Genomic DNA, 15,714 nt, shown 5'->3' with positions numbered 1-15,714 from the left:
TTTTATCCATCTACCCTTTTATTTTTTATGTTTCTGTTTACTAGACTTCTACCAGGTAATTGTAGTCTAGGATTCGATCAAGCAGGGCGGGCTTCAATTGATCTGCGGCTTGCAAAATAAGGGCTTCGTTGCTAGGAAAAGGTATTGGGCGGTTACCAATTCTTCTCCGGGTATCTTTGCTCAGTGCCCGATTGTCTCCACGGAAAGTAGAAGCATAGTTTTCGAAGATGGCAGCAGCAGCTAAAGGCTGTGACCGTATAAGGCGATTGGTTCGTAAGTTATATACTTCTACCACACCCTCTACATTAGCTTCTTTTTGCTGAAGGGTTTCGATAACCCAAGCTTTTACGGTGATCTCTTTGGGGACTTTTACATCGTTACCTAGAGAATCCTTGACTACATTGCCGTTATTGTCTAAAACATACTCGTACCCGTCGGTAATGTTTTTGGTATCTACGTATTCGCGTTCGCGAATTACTTCAGGGCTAACAATGATATCGGTAATGCGTAGCTTGACTTCGTAGTCAAAATCAAACTGACGATCATTTCTGATATGGTACTGCTGCCAGAAGTTGTTTAGGTTAGCCGTATTAACCTGAGCAAGACGTTGTTCAAAAGCAGCAGGAGTAACAACAGGAGCATTGTTTTCTACACGTACCAAGATATGAGTGGTGCCCAGTTCGTGTGCTTTCTGTTGCAGTGCTACCGTGTTTTGGTAAGCACGGAAATAACGTTGGGTTTCTTCCAATTCGCGATAAGCAGAACGAGCAGCTTCTTTGTTGCCTTGTTCGGCTTGACGAAGGAGTTCGTTAGCCTGCCGGTAGTGGTAAGCGGCAGCTTTGTCGCGGCTTTCCTGCTCAAGGGCATCAACCGTCACGAAATTGAAAGTTGCAGTATATCCGTTTTTGTCGGTAAGAGGAAGTAAAGAACTAATCGCTTCCTGACGTTTGCGAATGTTACGAGTCAATTCGTTGATCCGCCCCCAGCTGTCTTCTCTGTTTGCACGCTGAAGACGTTCCAGTTCGCGCATTTCCCGGGCAGTGATTTTTGCAAAAGCTTCTTCTGCTGCCAAAACAAGCTTGGGATTTTTACGCTGCTTGCCACTAAGTTTTCTTTGTGCCAAAGCAATGGCTTGATCGTAGTTGCCGGTCTCGACGAGCTTTTCAGCACTTACACAAGATTGGAAAGTGAATAAAACCAGGATCAAGTAAACGAAGGCTGGGGTGATACGTTTCATAACTCAAAATTTTATGGGCGTCAAATTAGCCTGTGTCTTTCAGGCCTTTTCGTTTCATATAATAAAGATAAGGGAGGCCTCTCATCCCTGTCGCTAAGGAATGGTTAAAGGAGAATTGGCCTTGGTTAAAGCTTGTTAAGTATTGTTAAGGAAAGGTTGTGAATACAATTAACTATTGATAGCTTGTTCTAAATCATACAGAATATCGGCTATGTCTTCTATTCCTACCGAGATTCGGATCAAGCCATCACTTATACCATGAGCACGGCGTACCTCAGGGGCTATTGCGCGGTGTGACATCGTGGCGGGATGGAGAATCAAGGTGTCGACATCTCCAAGCGTAGGAGTGAGGGTGCAAAATTTCAGACGATTGAGAAAGACTTTTCCTGCGGTTAAACCGCCCGCTAGTTCAAAGCTGATCATGCCACCCGGCCCTTGCATTTGGGTTTTAGCAAGTTCGTGATCAGGGTGGTCGGGGAGGCCGAGATAATGGACAGTGGCTACATTCTCTTGAGCCAAGAGCATCTCTGCTACCATCTGTGCATTTTGGCAATGGCGTTCCATCCGAAGTGCGAGGGTTTTCATACCATTATGAAGCAACCATGCTTCCCAGGGGCTTGCTGTGCAACCCAATAAGCGTAGCTTGGTTAACAATTGTTGCTGCATGAGGTCTTTATGCTGGCTTACCAGAACACCAGCAGTGCCTGTGGCATGACCATTCAGGTACTTTGTGGTAGAATGCAAAACAAAATCAATTCCGTAAGCGAGAGGTTGCTGTAGTATTGGTGTGGCAAAGGTATTGTCAACTACCGTAAAGCAATCATATGCTTTGGCAAAAGCAGCGAGACGCTCTAAATCTACACAACGTAAAGTAGGATTGGAGGGTGTTTCAGTATAGATCATTTTTATCTGATCATTTTCTTCCAGGATACGTGTCAGCCCTTCTTCATCGCGAAGGTCATGGATAATCATCTTGATGCCTAATGGTTGTAAAACATCACGAAAAAGAGCAACCGTACCGCCGTATAAGTCAGCTTGTGTCAGTACCACATCTCCTGGGTTTAGCAAACCTAGTCCAATAAGTGATATTGCTGCCATTCCTGAGCTGGTCAAAAGTCCGTATGTATCTCCGGGTAACCCACGGCCTTCCAAGCGGGCGATTTTATCTGCTACAGCATCAATTGTTGGATTACCAAAACGGGAATAGATGTTTCCGGGGGTATTTCCTTCAAAAATGGCTATTCCCTGCTCTATACTTTCAAAAGTAAAAGAGGATGCTGCATAAATAGGTAATTGATGAGGAGGATTACCTGCTGTCCACTGTGGATCACGGGCGCTAATGGATGCAGGACCAAGAGGTTGCTTAGACATAGGTTACTTTTCTTGAGATTCAGAATGCAGTAGTAAATGAAAACTGCTGGCGTAGTGCCAAAATTACTACTTTTGCAGTTGTTAAAGAACAGCACAAAAGTAAGTTGAGTCTTCGTTTTTCAAAAAGATGGCTAAGCGGTTCATTTTAAGCGTGGCTGCTATTTGAAAAACCTAAGAGAAGGCTCAACTTATTTTTTGCGCAATACGAATAGCCAATAAGTATGCAGGAGGAAGAGAAAGAGAATGATGACTTGTTTGAAATTTCGGAAATCAAGGTCGATGGAAAGCAATCGCCACTGAGGATCGATAAATTTTTGCAGATCCGTACGCAATTTTCCCGTAATAGAATCCAGGATGCTATTAAGGCTGGAAGTATTACGGTTGACGATAAACAGATTAAAGCAAATCACAAGGTGAAGCCGGGGGAATTAATTAAAATGGTTTTACCTCGTTACTATGGTGCTGAATCCCCCTTGCTCGCGGAAGATATTGCATTGGATATTCGCTTTGAAGACGAAGATTTACTGATCCTGCATAAACCACCAGGCCTGGTCGTTCATCCGGGAGTAGGCAACTGGACAGGAACTTTAGCGAATGCTTTAGCTTTCCATTTTGGGAAAGAGCTGCCGGTACTGGAAGGCAATGGCCATAACCGAATTGGTTTGGTACACCGGATTGATAAAGATACTTCGGGGCTGATGGTCGTGGCGAAAAGTGACTTGGCAATGACCCATTTGGCAAAACAGTTCTTTGATCATACCATTGAGCGAACTTATTATGCCCTGGTATGGGGAGACTTGGAACAGGATAAGGGAACGATCTCAAATTATGTGGGGCGTGATGACCGTAATCCACGTGTTAATCGGGTCTACGAAGAAGGAGAGGATGGCAAGTTGGCCATCACCCACTACGAGGTTATCGAACGGATGTATTATACTACGCTGGTAAAATGTAACCTTGAAACCGGGCGTACGCATCAGATAAGAGTACATATGCAGCATCTGGGGCACCCTTTGTTTAGCGATCGCCACTATGGCGGAGATAAAATCGTAAAAGGGACGGTCTACTCTAAGTATAAGCAGTACGTAGAAAAGATATTTACGGCAATGCCTCGTCAGGCACTACATGCAAAGTCTATAGGATTTGAACACCCACGAACAGGGGAGCGTATGTTGTTTGATTCGGAACTGCCAGAAGATTTTCAAACAGGAATGAACCTTTGGCGAGATTATGTAGCTCAGCGTAAAGCTGGAAAAAAGAACATGCCTTGAGTGAAAATCAGGTTGTACAATCGTGGTTAGTCAAGTTTGTGATTGAGCATAATATATGCCCATTTGCAAAACGTCCATTCACCCAAGATCGAATTCGAATCCGAGTGGTGGAAACCAACGATGAGGAAGTACTGACAAAAGCTTTGCTGGAGGAATTGAGTGATTTGGTTACTGTTGAACGTGCTCGGTTGGAAACTACTTTACTGGTTTTTCCGAATTTGTTTCCTGAATTTGACGATTTTTGGGCGTATTGGGAATGGACCCAAGAGCTCCTAGTTGCGAGTAAAACGGAAGGTTTGATTCAATTGGTAGGGTTTCACCCAGATTTCTATTTTGGAGAGAGTGATCAAGATGATTTGGCAAACTATACCAACCGATCTCCTTACCCGCTCATTCATCTTCTGAGAGAAGAGAGTGTGGAGGATGCCATTTCTCAATTTTCAGAAATAGATCAAATTCCAGAACGCAACGCCACTTATCTGCGGACCTTGAGTAAAAAAGTATTAGAGAATTTACGTATTGGACATCATGACTAAGGAAGAAAGATTTAATGCGCTAGTACGCTTAGGAGAACTATTGCGAGAAGGGAACGACGAGTTTTTACAAGCAAGTATTAAACGTTCGGCTATTCACAATGGTTGGTTTACGGAGGCTAATCAGCAGCAGGCCATAAAGGCTATAGCAACACAGATGCTCGAGCCTAGAGCGTTGACGGAATGGCTAGGGGCTTACGATTTGTCAGAAACTACGGTTGCGAAACAAGTAGGGGTAGTCATGGCTGGTAATTTACCATTGGTAGGTTTTCATGATTTGCTGGCCGTATTTATGAGTGGCCATCAGGCAATCCTGAAGTTGTCTGATAAGGATCCTTACTTAATCCCTGCGATTTTGCGAACCTTAAAACTCATTGACGAGCGTACTGCTAATTATTTCAAAATTGTAACTAAGCTAGCAGGCTTTGAAGCTGTCATCGCCACAGGTAGTAATAACTCTGCGCGGTATTTTAAAGAATATTTTGCGGCATATCCACATATCATTCGTCAAAACCGTAATGCTGTTGCTGTATTGACGGGAGAAGAGTCCAAGGAGGAATTGTTAGCGCTGGGGCATGACATATTTGATTACTTTGGGTTGGGCTGTCGCAATGTGTCGAAATTGTATTTGCCAGAGGGGTATGATTTTAAACCACTTTTAGAGGCGCTTCATGAATACCGCCATCAATTGATCAATCACACGAAGTACAAGAACAACTTTGATTACAACTACGCGCTATACGTTTTGAATAGGGTGCCTTATGAGGCTAACGGATGTGTGTTAATGACAGAGAATACGTCTCTTCAGTCGCCGATAGCAACATTGCATTATGAATACTATTCGAGTGTAGAGGCAGTTACGACAACACTATTGTTGAGGGAAGATGAGATTCAACTGGTAGTGAGTCAATTTCCATTGGCTGGTTTATCTCCATATAAGTTAGGAGATGCCCAGCAGCCAGGGCTAAGTGATTATGCAGATGGTGTGGATACGATGGCATTTTTGCTTGGCTTGCAATAAAAAATAAAAAAATCCAGTGCCCGTGCAGCGGATGTTGCACTTGTCCTATTCTAAGGGTGAGAACGTTGTCAAAACAAAACTTATCACCGCTTTTCGATGCATCATTTGAAAAGCAAAAGAATAGAAAATGAAAAATTGGATTTTCCTTTTACTGGCACTGCCACTAGTTATTTTTAGTTGTCGAAAAGACAATGATATTACTACAACCACAGGTTCGGGTTATGAGGCCCCTACTATAATTGTTACCGCAAACTTGGCAGGACAAGTTGTTGACCTTAATGGTATAGGCATTGAGAATGCGATGGTTCGTTTAGGTAGCGAGGTTGCTGTTACCAATGATGCAGGACTTTATCAGTTTCGTGATATTCAGATGAACGCCAAGGGAACTTATGTTACCGTTACTAAAGAAGGATACTTTTTAGGTTCTGACCGTTTTTATCCAGCGAATGGTTCCCGGAATGTAAATCGTATTCAGTTGTTACCTAAGACCCTGGCAGCAACGATTACCGGAAACCAGGGTGGAACAATTGAAGTGGAAGGCGCTAGTATTGAGCTTCCCGCAAACAGTGTGGTTAATCCACAAGGCCAAGTTGTTACTGGCGATGTGAAGGTATACGCTCAGTGGCTTGATCCAACCGATGATAACCTTGGCGACTTTATGCCAGGTGGATTATTTGGTGTAAACGAAGCTGGCCAGGAAGTAACCATGACTTCAATGGGGATGCTTGCCGTAGAGTTGTACGACCAGTCTGGCAATGAGCTGCAGATGGCTCCTGGACAGGAAGCAATGTTGAGCTACCCCGTGCCCGCAGAACTCCGATCTATTGCACCAGTAGAAATCCCACTCTGGTATTTTGACGAAACCGATGGTGTTTGGATCGAAGATGGCAAAGCCATTATGGAAGGTGATTTCTACTATGGAGAAGTAAGTCACTTTACTTTCTGGAATGTAGATTTCCCTTATGGTACAGAGACTGTTGACATATCAGGCTGTGTGAAATTTGAAGATGGATCAATTGCACCTTTTGAGTCCTTTACGGTAGGTGTAGAAGGTCAAGGAACTATTATTTGGGGAACGACTGATGATGCTGGCCACTATTATGGCCCAGTACCAACAGGAGAAACCTTGAATTTTTACTTCAGTAACCCTTGTGGAGGAAGCCAGGTATTTACTGCTGGGCCATTCTCTGAAGATACAGAAGTGACGGGTTGCTTTATTTTAGAGTCTGCCGATGATGCTACAATCAGTGGCCAAGTTGTTGACTGTAGTGGAGACCCCGTTGATGGCGCTATCGTTATGCTCAATCACAGTATCTGGTGGTACTCGCAGGTTGCTGTAGCTGATGAGAATGGAAACTTCTCCTATACTTATTCTGGTTGTTCTAGCACGGAATTGAATATCGTTGTCTATGATTTTGATAACTTAGAATCATCTGAACCAGCCAGCTATACTTTAACGGAAGACCTAGATCTCGGAACAATTGCGGCTTGTGGTGTAGAACTGGAAAGCTACTTGAGCAGTGATGCGAATGGCACTTTGCTTGATTTTTATGATCTTACCTTAGCCATTGATACGATTGAGCTTTCTCCAGACAGTATTATTTTCGAAACCTATAGTGTTATTAGTGGACGTGGTTTTGATGAGGATAACAATCAGCATACTATTATGCTATACCTTAATGAACTTGGACTTGGGTCGTACACGGGTATAGATGTAGGGTACAACTATAGCATTTATTCTAACAGCCCAAATGGCAACAGCAGTCTGTTGTACTGTTACCCTCCTTGTGGCAGCATTACAGTGAATATTACCAATAATGAAGGTCCTGGAGGGTTTCTAGAGGGCAACTATTCAGGTACTGCCAATGGCTGGTGGGGTAGTCAACAGCAACAAGTTCTTGATGCTCCTGTGAGTGGAACTTTCAGGGTGAGAATTCCGCAGTAATTAGATGAATAACAGTAAGTTGTGAGAAAAAATATTTCTTACTACTTGCCGGATATAAAACGCATCCGATAATTTATGACTGAAAGCGAAATCATTCGCGGTTGTCAACGAGGAAAAGCGAAGTACCAGAAAGCACTGGTACTTCGCTACTCGCCCATGATGATGACAGTAGCCCGGCGCTACTGCAGGGATGATCATGCTGCGAAAGATGTGCTGCAAGAGGCATTTATACGCATCTTCCGAGCGATTGATCGCTATCAGGAAACGGGGTCTTTTGTTGCTTGGTTGCGACGAATTGTGATTAACATCGCTTTGCAATCCAAAGAAAAGGCTTCTTATCAAAGAGAGCAAGCAGGACTGGAAGAGATTACTCATCCTTTGGTGTCACCCAATATTGTTCAGCAATTAGGTGCAGAAGCGTTGATCGCTTTGATACAGAAATTACCCGAGGGTTTTCGGGACGTTTTTAACTTATATGTTGTAGAAGGATACGCTCATGACGAGATCGCAGGAATACTAGGTATTGCTCCCGGTACTTCTCGCTCGCAATTGGTGCGTGCCCGGCAAAAATTACAAGCCATGATTTTACAACAAGAAAAGGAGACTTATGTCAAACGAGTTGGATAAGCATATAGGGGAAACCCTGGGACGGTACGAGTCTAATGTAGATGCAGAGGCGCTTTGGGAAGCTGTTAAGCCACCTAAAAGGCGTATGCCGTGGTTGTGGTTCCTAGCATTGTTTGGAGCGGTAGCTATCGCCGGAGGACTTTGGCTATGGTCTGATGATGGAAGCGAAACAGTAGTTGATTCGCAGCAAGTTGTTAGTAATGCTACAGTTGCAAATGAAGAAGGTAATACAAGTGATGAAACCTATCAAGAAACTGCAAATCAGGCAGCTAGTGGTTTAGAGCCACAAGATGATATGTTGTTAGCGGACAAGGTACCCATGAGCGTACTAGCAACTAAAAACACTACAAGCTCTTTAACATCAGTAGCTAAGAATACAACTGTTGGCGATACCGAAATACAGGTAACAGAAGAAGCTGTTAATACCAACTTGGTAGTGGCAAATGAAAAGCCTGAACAAGATACACGAGTATTAGGAAATATTACCAATGAAGCATCAAGTGGGAATACTATTGATGAAGATAATGCTGAAGATAGAACAGCAGAGGCGGTAACAGAAGACGCTTCAGTTACCGTTAGTAACAACCCCGTATTCACAAAAGCGGTACAAAATATAGGTACACTTGCTTATGAAGTATCCCTTACTGAAGGTGAAGAGGAGTTGCCTATAATCACTTTAGGAGATTTACCAAGCCGGAATAGAAAGGCGAGTCCGTTTTTCGCACAAGTTGATGTAGCCTACCTTGGCGTTCAGCGGCAACTGGAGAACAAAGACTCATTAGGCGTTTCCTGGGTTAGTAAAAGAGTCAATTCAGAAGAAGTGCTTGAAGGCCTAAGTGCAGATGTCAGCTTTGGATACCGTAGCCCAGATGGATGGCAAGTGCGAGGTGGGCTAGGTTATACGCAACTGAATACACTCTTTGAAAGTACGGCAGTCACACAAACCGTTGATACGGTAACTGGAGTGACGATGTTGATTTATGGACCCGGAAATTCTGTCGATTCTGTTTTGGGGCCTGTAGCTTACTATGAAACGCAAACTAGGGAAAGGAAAACCTATAATAGTATTCGTCAATGGGAATTGCCCCTTTTGGGAGGCTACAATTTTGAACTAGGACGCTTGACTTTACTGGCAGAAGCCGGTGTGCGCCTAAGGCTTCAGCGCAGTTGGGAGGGGACTGTCCTTAACCAGAGTCTGGAGAATGAATTCCAGGATTTGTCTACGACTGATTGGTACCGTACAGGCTTGGGCGTAAGTCTGCAAGGAGGGTTACAATTGGCATACCCTATTACCTCGCAGTTAGATATCCTTGCAGGAGGAAGTGTCCGTTATAATTTGCAGGACTTTTCCGCAGAGGAATCTCCTTTTACGGAGCGCTATCAGCTTTTGGGCGGGCAATTGGGTTTACGGTATCGATTTTAGGAGCCAGGGCATGATTTTATATTAAGATTAGCTATTGTTTTATACGCATTGGGCATCTTTTTGAGTAGATCAAGAATGATTGACGGGATCGTATGAGTGTAGCTTAAATTGGTGCGCAGGCCAATAGGCCGGAGCACGGGGCACGGAGTGACCAAGGATAAGGGATAGAAAGGAGCGGTAGCGACTGGAAAGCCCGGTGCCTATCCCGACTGCATCAGTCGGGAGAAGGCATAGCCCCAAAAGAAACTCAGCTCTTATTAGATCGACTACCCTTTCGCCGCTTTACGTTTAGGCCGCTCTACTTTTAGTCGAAGAAGGAGCACCAGGCTAATAAGAAAAAAGACACCCAGCACCAAAACACTGTTACGAATATTACCGGTAATAAGCTCTGCGAGGCCGAAAATAAAAGTGCCAGATACGATAGCTACTTTTTCTAGCACGTCGTAAAAGCTGAAATAGGAGGTGGTATCTTCTGTGCCTTCAGGGAGAAGTTTTGAATAGGTAGACCTGGAAAGCGATTGGATGCCGCCCATGACTAAACCCACCGCACCTGCGATATAGTAAAACTCTGTTTTTCCTTCAACGAAGTAGGCAAAAAGACAAATAAGAATCCAGATGATGAGCATACTTGCCAGGCTGAAAACGTTACCTCTATATTCAGAAATCAGCGCAAAAAGATAAGCCCCACCAATGGCAACAACCTGGAGAATAAGGACTACGTAAATTAATTCTTCTGCCGCGAAGGCAAGCTCTTTCTCTGCAAAAACCGAAGCGAGGTACAAGATGGTCTGAACACCCATGCTATAGCAAAAGAAGCTATAAAGGAAACGTTTGACTTCTTGTTGGCCCTTGAGATCTTTCCATACTTTTTTTATCTCCTGATAGCCTTGCTTGGCCATGGTGCTGATTTTGTCACTGCCACGCCGTTGGTCTTTGGGTAGTCTGCGAAAGGAGATCTGGGAAAACCCGATCCACCATAAACCAACCATTACGAAAGATATTCTTGCAGGAAGCGTGTCTTCTGCTGGAAGTCCGAAAACTTCTGGTTTGAGGATCATAACCAGGTTTATGATCAATAATAAAACGCTTCCAACGTAGCCAAAGGCGAAGCCTCGGGCACTTACACGGTCGTACATGTCTTCGGTAGCAATATCAGGAAGGTAGCTATTGTAAAAAACCAAGCCGCCAGCAAAACCGATCATGGCCATAATAAAGCCAACAGTACCCACCCATAAAGTCGACATTCCATTGAACCAAAGTAGTGACAAACAGCCAATAGCTCCGAATGTAGTAAAGAACTTCAGGAACCACATTTTTCTTCCTCCGGCATCTGCAATTCCTGATAGCCATGGGGATACCAGTGCGATTAGGATGTAGGCGGCAGAAATTGCAAATGCAAATAAGCTACTATTGGAAACTTCTAAAGCGCCAATATGGATGATGTCATTGGTGACGCTTAGGAAATAAGGAGGGAAAATAGCGACCGTAATAACAAGGGCGAAAGCAGAGTTGGCCCAGTCGAACATTGCCCATCCATTAAGGGTACGACGATTATTCTTAAGTACAGGTGCGTTCGGCGTATCCAGAATATCCATGGAGATTGGTAGTTTAGAATCGTCAAGATACAAGAATCTTGAGAATTGGTTTGCTTATTAAAAACACTTACCTTTCGTGCCGTTATGAACATCGGAATCCTTTCTCGCAGTACGGAACTTTATTCTACTCGCAGCCTTTATAAAGCTGGTAAGCGAAAAGGGCATACTATGCACGTGATTGACCATACACGGTGCAGTTTGATGATTGATGCTGAAGCGCCTAATATTTTTTATAAATCGAAGCCTCTTGATTTTCTGGATGCAATTATTCCCAGAATTGGGGCCAGTGTTACGGGCTTAGGGGCGGCGGTGATCAGCCAATTCGAATTGATGGGTATTGTTAGTCCAACAAGCCCGGAGGCACTACAGTTAGCTAGGGATAAATTAAGAAGTTTTCAGGCTTTGGTGCAAAACCAGGTGCCTGTTCCTAAGACCATTATGATCAACCCTTATGGAAATCTACACGATGCGGTAGCACAGCTAGGGGGCTTTCCTGTGGTCGTGAAGATGTTGGAAAGTACGCATGGAGAAGGGGTGGAACTTGCACACAACTATTGGGCTTTACAGCGTATTACAGCCAGTTTTTTTCGTGATGAAGACCGGCTTTTGATGCAGGAGTATATCGCAGAAGCAAGAGGTGCTGATACCCGAGTGTTGGTGGTTGACGGGCAAATTATCGCGAGTATGCGCAGGCAGGCGAAGCCGGGAGAATTTCGCTCCAATTTACACAGGGGAGCAAGCTCTTTGGCTATTCAGCTAAAGCCGGAAGAAGAAGCCTTGGTAAAAGAGGTTGTCAAGGTGTTGAACATTGAAGTAGCAGGTGTGGATATTTTACCATCGTCAAAAGGACCTTTGGTGATGGAGGTCAATGCCAGTCCAGGTTTAGAGGGTATTGAAGGCACAACAGGCAAAGATGTAGCAGGTACTATTATTAAGTTGGTGGAAAGGAAAGTTAAAGCGAATAACAGGAAAGATTAAATTTTATGAAAATCCTTGATACGACGGTAGCTCCCGGGAAAAAGCAATTGATCAAAATACCTGTAGGGCAGCTTCCTAGTGGGAATACCATTATTGTTTCGGCGCATGTTTTCAGGTCGAAAAAGCCTGGACCTACAGTGCTTTTTTTGGCGGGCGTTCATGGCGATGAGATCAATGGGATGGAGATTATCAGGCAAGCTATTGAAAGCGGTATGTTCAATAGCCTTAAGGCCGGAAATGTTATAGCTATACCTATCCTTAATACCTACGGGTTTATTAACTTTTCCAGAGAGGTGCCCGATGGGAAAGATGTTAATCGGTCTTTTCCTGGAACAAAAACCGGATCACTGGCCTCTCGCGTAGCTTTTGCTANTCATAAGCATATTTTACCATTGATTGATTTTGGGGTAGACTTTCATACTGGAGGTAGAAGTAATTATAACTATCCTCAAATTCGTTATACAAAAGGCAATGAACAGGCCAGTCAATTGGCGGAAGTCTTTGGGGCACCATTACGAATAGCTTATGGAACACTTCGGAAATCCTTACGGAGGGTCGCATTGGATAAACATCAGGTTCCTATTCTGGTGTTTGAAGGCGGAGAGAATCAACGGTACGATGGTCTGAGTATTCAGCACGGTTTGGCTGGGATACGCCGAATTTTGCAGTACCATAAAATGATAGCTGGCGAATACACGCCAAAAGAAGGGCTGTTCTTTAATAAATCTAGCTGGCTGAGAGCTGGGCGAGGAGGTTTGTTTCAGTGGATGAAATCATCAGGTAGTTGGGTAAAGAAAGGAGAGCCGCTGGGTTTTATTAGTGATCCACAGGCGATTAAGCCTGCGCGGTATATCCACGCGCGCGCTGATGGCTATATTGTTGGGCATAATAATACGCCAGTTGTAAGCCAAGGCGATGCGCTGTTTCATTTAGCTTATCGAGAAGAAGGGCTGAGCTCTTAAAAATGGAGCGGGTGGAATTTGACTTGGCCTAAAGTGTTCCACTCTAACGCCGGGGCTGGAATTTTTATAACATTTAGAATGCTCAAGGCGGACCTCAGAAGTGGACGGTTCGTACGGATTTTTTTCATATCAATATCAAAGGAGAGATAAAGCTGCCGGTAGCGGGGATAATCTGTTTCCGATAAGGAGAAGCTGTTATCGTCCTCGTCTGTCCAGGTGTTGCTAAAGCCACCGTAGAGGTTTTCAGAACCATAACCAACCGCAATGTTGAGCCACTTTGGCCAGCGACTTTGTGGTGCAAAAGCTTTGGGGCTTACGCTGGCCCATATCGTCATGGTGTTATAGTCCTTTAAAAAACGTTCGGGTATAGAGGAGCCATAAAGGTCTATATGCCGCATTCTAAGGCTACTGGTTGCTTCTCCGTTGGTGCTTAGCAGGGGAGTGGCGGAGGGGAGCTTCCTGTTTGTAGAAATTTTCAAAATTATTCGCTGATCATCCCAGATGCTTTCCTGAGCAACAAATAAGCCCATGCCGAGGGTGTTGAAGCCAATGTCTGACCAGGAGAAGCCCCATTCGGCTGAAAAGCCATCCATGACTTCCAGTGTGCCTTGCAAAAACATACTTATTCCACCGGCCAGCCAGAGTGAGCGTCTTTTGTCCAGCCCTGTCCAGCGAGCGCCATCATAGAGCCAGCGAGCTTCCGAGTAGGTGGTTAGAAAGTGCCCTGCTTTATCCATTTGCTGCCATTCCCGGGCATCATCGAAAGTCCTAAATTTGGTCAGCTCATAATCTTTATACCAGGTTTGGTACAAGCCATAGGCTGCGCCAGTATAGATGGCAGCACCTGCACCGACAGTTCCCCAAAAGCGTTGTTTATTGAGTGTGTCGGCAGGCGTCATCCACTGCCAGGCATCTTGAGTATAAGCTGGCGTAATTACGACGCTCCATAGCAATAGTAGGATATATAGCGTTTTTTGCATGTGGTAAAGTTAGTAACAAAGCCACATTCTTCTCGATTAATCCTAATTCAAATACCTAACTTATCGGGATGAATACAATTTGGAAAAAAGATACGGGAATAATTTTGCTTGCGGCGGGGGAAGCGAAGAGAATGGGAATGCCAAAACAATTGCTCGTTCATGAAAAGGAACCGCTCATCAGGCACATAGCTAAGTTACTACTAAGGCTAAAGAGGCCCGTTACGGTAGTTTTAGGTGCGCGTGCTGAAGTTATCAAGGCGGTTATTTCTGATTTGCCACTAAAAATTGTGGTTAACCCGGCTTGGCAAAAGGGGATGGGGACCTCCTTGGTGGCAGGCTTAAACTCCTTCTCTAGTATGGACGGTGTTTTGTTTTGTGTAGTAGATCAACCTTACTTAAGTGAAGCGCTTTTGCACCTCTTTTTAGAAACGTTTGATAAGCTAGAAGTCGATTCTGTAGGAATACTTGCGGCAAGGTATGATAATGGACAGTTAGGAGTACCTGCCTTATTTAGCTGCCAATGGTTTGAAGAATTGAAAAAAGTTGCGCCAGGGGAAGGTGCTCGAAAAATAATCAAGCAGGAAAAGGGCAATTTGGTTGCTATTGATTTTCCGGAAGGCATATTTGACCTTGATCGGCCAGAAGATTGGGAAAGGTTTAGGGAAAAGTAGATGCAATTACAGGCTTGGGGAAACTTTTTTAAGAAAAAACAAGAAATAAAACGGCAAAAAGGAGCGATAAATTAGGTTTATTATTCCATTTTTTTGATGTAAAATGGGTGATTGGTTATTGACAATGAGTTGTTTATAGATTTTTTGGTGTTCTTTAGGAATACAGTAAGAAACTCAAATGTACTTCGTCTAGGCTAATTCTTGCTGCATATTTGTATTGTCAACAGGAGATAAGGTGTTGATGAGGAAGTTAAAAGCTTCTTGAATTCTCGAAGGAGAATTGCCCAAACAAATAATCATGACTACTAAAGGTTGAAAAAGACCTGCTAATAACAATTATAATCCCATGACTTATTTGTCTTTCAAGATCAATTATAATCTCATGAAGTTTTAGGAACATCAATGGATGTTTCATTTTTTGGTATGTAGATAGCCTCTCAAAGCTCTTTTTTAAACCGGTTGGTGATCCCAGCCGGTTTTTTTATGCCCCTGTTCAAGCATAAAATAAGCAGAATTCTTCTTGTGAAAATGATCTGCTCTTAATGGTTAATTCCTTTCTTGCTCTATTCTTTGGTACTTCTGCTGTTGATTTACGGAAACCTAATTGATTAGTTTCGTTTTTACGGGATTAATGAGTGGTTTGTGTCTGTCTTTTTATGATGTATGTGGCTTTTAATGTGATTATATGCTAGTTTAACCACCTTTAAAAGGGTAATAATATAGTTTGGTTTATCCAGATTTGTGTTTTTTTAGTCAGCTTAAATAGCTGTTTGTTATTTAGTTATGTTTTTTGTTTGAATATATTTGTTTACAGTAGGAAACTCAAATGTACTTCGTCTAGGCTAATTCTTGCTGCATATTTGTATTGTCAACAGGAGATAAGGTGTTGATGAGGAAGTTAAAAGCTTCTTGAATTCTCGAAGGAGAATTGCCCAAACAAATAATCATGACTACTAAAGGTTGAAAAAGACCTGCTAATAATAATTATAACCCCATGACTTATTTGTCTTTCAAGATCAATTATAATCTCATGAAGTTTTAGGAACATCAATGGATGTTTCATTTTTTGGTATGTAGATAGCCTCTCAAAGCTCTTTTTT

13 protein-coding genes are annotated in these 15,714 nt (G+C 43.4%); 9 read left to right on the top strand and 4 right to left on the bottom strand.

What is annotated here, in order from left to right:
* Positions 1-40: 40 nt before the first annotated feature.
* A complete protein-coding gene (locus A3EU_RS0118355; RefSeq protein WP_020537659.1) occupies positions 41-1,237 on the bottom strand; it encodes a hypothetical protein in 1,197 nt (398 codons plus the stop codon).
* 168 nt (positions 1,238-1,405) lie between these two features.
* Entirely contained in the window at positions 1,406-2,608 is a 1,203-nt protein-coding gene (locus A3EU_RS0118350; protein ID WP_020537658.1) for a trans-sulfuration enzyme family protein, read from the bottom strand.
* A gap of 221 nt (positions 2,609-2,829) precedes the next feature.
* Between A3EU_RS0118350 and A3EU_RS0118345 the strand changes: the two genes are divergently transcribed.
* From A3EU_RS0118345 to A3EU_RS0118320, 6 genes are all read left to right on the top strand, one after another.
* Entirely contained in the window at positions 2,830-3,879 is a 1,050-nt protein-coding gene (locus tag A3EU_RS0118345; protein ID WP_020537657.1) for an RluA family pseudouridine synthase, read from the top strand.
* The gene (locus A3EU_RS0118340; RefSeq protein ID WP_020537656.1) at positions 3,876-4,415 is read left to right on the top strand and encodes a DUF1415 family protein; all 540 of its coding nucleotides are present in this window, start codon (positions 3,876-3,878) and stop codon (positions 4,413-4,415) included. The genes A3EU_RS0118345 and A3EU_RS0118340 overlap by 4 nt, the downstream gene beginning before the upstream one ends.
* Positions 4,408-5,433, top strand: coding sequence for an acyl-CoA reductase (locus tag A3EU_RS0118335; RefSeq protein WP_020537655.1), 1,026 nt, complete (start codon positions 4,408-4,410; stop codon positions 5,431-5,433). The genes A3EU_RS0118340 and A3EU_RS0118335 overlap by 8 nt, the downstream gene beginning before the upstream one ends.
* Positions 5,434-5,560: 127 nt before the next feature.
* Positions 5,561-7,378, top strand: a complete 1,818-nt coding sequence (locus tag A3EU_RS0118330; RefSeq protein ID WP_020537654.1) for a carboxypeptidase-like regulatory domain-containing protein — start codon at positions 5,561-5,563, stop codon at positions 7,376-7,378.
* Between the two features lie 75 nt (positions 7,379-7,453).
* Positions 7,454-8,005, top strand: coding sequence for an RNA polymerase sigma factor (locus A3EU_RS0118325; RefSeq protein ID WP_020537653.1), 552 nt, complete (start codon positions 7,454-7,456; stop codon positions 8,003-8,005).
* Positions 7,986-9,428, top strand: a complete 1,443-nt coding sequence (locus tag A3EU_RS0118320; RefSeq protein ID WP_020537652.1) for a hypothetical protein — start codon at positions 7,986-7,988, stop codon at positions 9,426-9,428. Before A3EU_RS0118325 ends, A3EU_RS0118320 begins: the two co-directional genes overlap by 20 nt.
* Before the next feature lie 266 nt (positions 9,429-9,694).
* Here A3EU_RS0118320 and A3EU_RS0118315 read toward each other — a convergent pair whose 3' ends face one another.
* Entirely contained in the window at positions 9,695-11,023 is a 1,329-nt protein-coding gene (locus tag A3EU_RS0118315; RefSeq protein WP_020537651.1) for an MFS transporter, read from the bottom strand.
* Positions 11,024-11,107: 84 nt separating this feature from the next.
* Here A3EU_RS0118315 and A3EU_RS0118310 point away from each other — a divergent pair, with 84 nt between their 5' ends.
* Both A3EU_RS0118310 and A3EU_RS0118305 read left to right on the top strand, forming a co-directional pair.
* Positions 11,108-12,001 (top strand): ATP-grasp domain-containing protein, encoded by an 894-nt coding sequence (locus A3EU_RS0118310; protein WP_020537650.1) that lies wholly within the window; start codon positions 11,108-11,110, stop codon positions 11,999-12,001.
* 5 nt (positions 12,002-12,006) lie between these two features.
* Positions 12,007-12,963 carry a succinylglutamate desuccinylase/aspartoacylase family protein gene (locus A3EU_RS0118305; protein ID WP_020537649.1) on the top strand — a complete coding sequence of 319 codons (957 nt, stop codon included), beginning with the start codon at positions 12,007-12,009 and terminating at the stop codon, positions 12,961-12,963.
* Here the strand turns inward: A3EU_RS0118305 and A3EU_RS0118300 are convergent.
* Positions 12,960-13,943, bottom strand: a complete 984-nt coding sequence (locus A3EU_RS0118300; protein WP_026211456.1) for a DUF2279 domain-containing protein — start codon at positions 13,941-13,943, stop codon at positions 12,960-12,962. The two genes, A3EU_RS0118305 and A3EU_RS0118300, sit on opposite strands and share 4 nt — an antisense overlap.
* 68 nt (positions 13,944-14,011) lie before the next feature.
* On the opposite strand from A3EU_RS0118300, the gene A3EU_RS0118295 reads away from it, so the two are divergent.
* Positions 14,012-14,614 carry a nucleotidyltransferase family protein gene (locus A3EU_RS0118295; RefSeq protein WP_020537647.1) on the top strand — a complete coding sequence of 201 codons (603 nt, stop codon included), beginning with the start codon at positions 14,012-14,014 and terminating at the stop codon, positions 14,612-14,614.
* The last annotated feature ends 1,100 nt before the right edge of the window (positions 14,615-15,714 follow it).

The sequence above is a fragment of the Lewinella cohaerens DSM 23179 genome, assembly GCF_000379805.1.
GTDB lineage: Bacteria > Bacteroidota > Bacteroidia > Chitinophagales > Saprospiraceae > Lewinella > Lewinella cohaerens.
The sequence above is the reverse complement of the archived record's forward strand: the minus strand, read 5'-3'. Positions and strand labels throughout refer to the sequence as shown.

Excerpts from the sequence above, each read along its gene's own strand:
- A3EU_RS0118355 (WP_020537659.1), bottom strand. The coding sequence starts at position 1,237 with ATGAAACGTATCACCCCAGCCTTCGTTTACTTGATCCTGGTTTTATTC.
- A3EU_RS0118295 (WP_020537647.1), top strand. The coding sequence starts at position 14,012 with ATGAATACAATTTGGAAAAAAGATACGGGAATAATTTTGCTTGCGGCG.
- A3EU_RS0118300 (WP_026211456.1), bottom strand. The coding sequence starts at position 13,943 with ATGCAAAAAACGCTATATATCCTACTATTGCTATGGAGCGTCGTAATT.
- A3EU_RS0118345 (WP_020537657.1), top strand. The coding sequence starts at position 2,830 with ATGCAGGAGGAAGAGAAAGAGAATGATGACTTGTTTGAAATTTCGGAA.
- A3EU_RS0118310 (WP_020537650.1), top strand. The coding sequence starts at position 11,108 with ATGAACATCGGAATCCTTTCTCGCAGTACGGAACTTTATTCTACTCGC.
- A3EU_RS0118315 (WP_020537651.1), bottom strand. The coding sequence starts at position 11,023 with ATGGATATTCTGGATACGCCGAACGCACCTGTACTTAAGAATAATCGT.
- A3EU_RS0118335 (WP_020537655.1), top strand. The coding sequence starts at position 4,408 with ATGACTAAGGAAGAAAGATTTAATGCGCTAGTACGCTTAGGAGAACTA.
- A3EU_RS0118330 (WP_020537654.1), top strand. The coding sequence starts at position 5,561 with ATGAAAAATTGGATTTTCCTTTTACTGGCACTGCCACTAGTTATTTTT.
- A3EU_RS0118325 (WP_020537653.1), top strand. The coding sequence starts at position 7,454 with ATGACTGAAAGCGAAATCATTCGCGGTTGTCAACGAGGAAAAGCGAAG.
- A3EU_RS0118320 (WP_020537652.1), top strand. The coding sequence starts at position 7,986 with ATGTCAAACGAGTTGGATAAGCATATAGGGGAAACCCTGGGACGGTAC.
- A3EU_RS0118350 (WP_020537658.1), bottom strand. The coding sequence starts at position 2,608 with ATGTCTAAGCAACCTCTTGGTCCTGCATCCATTAGCGCCCGTGATCCA.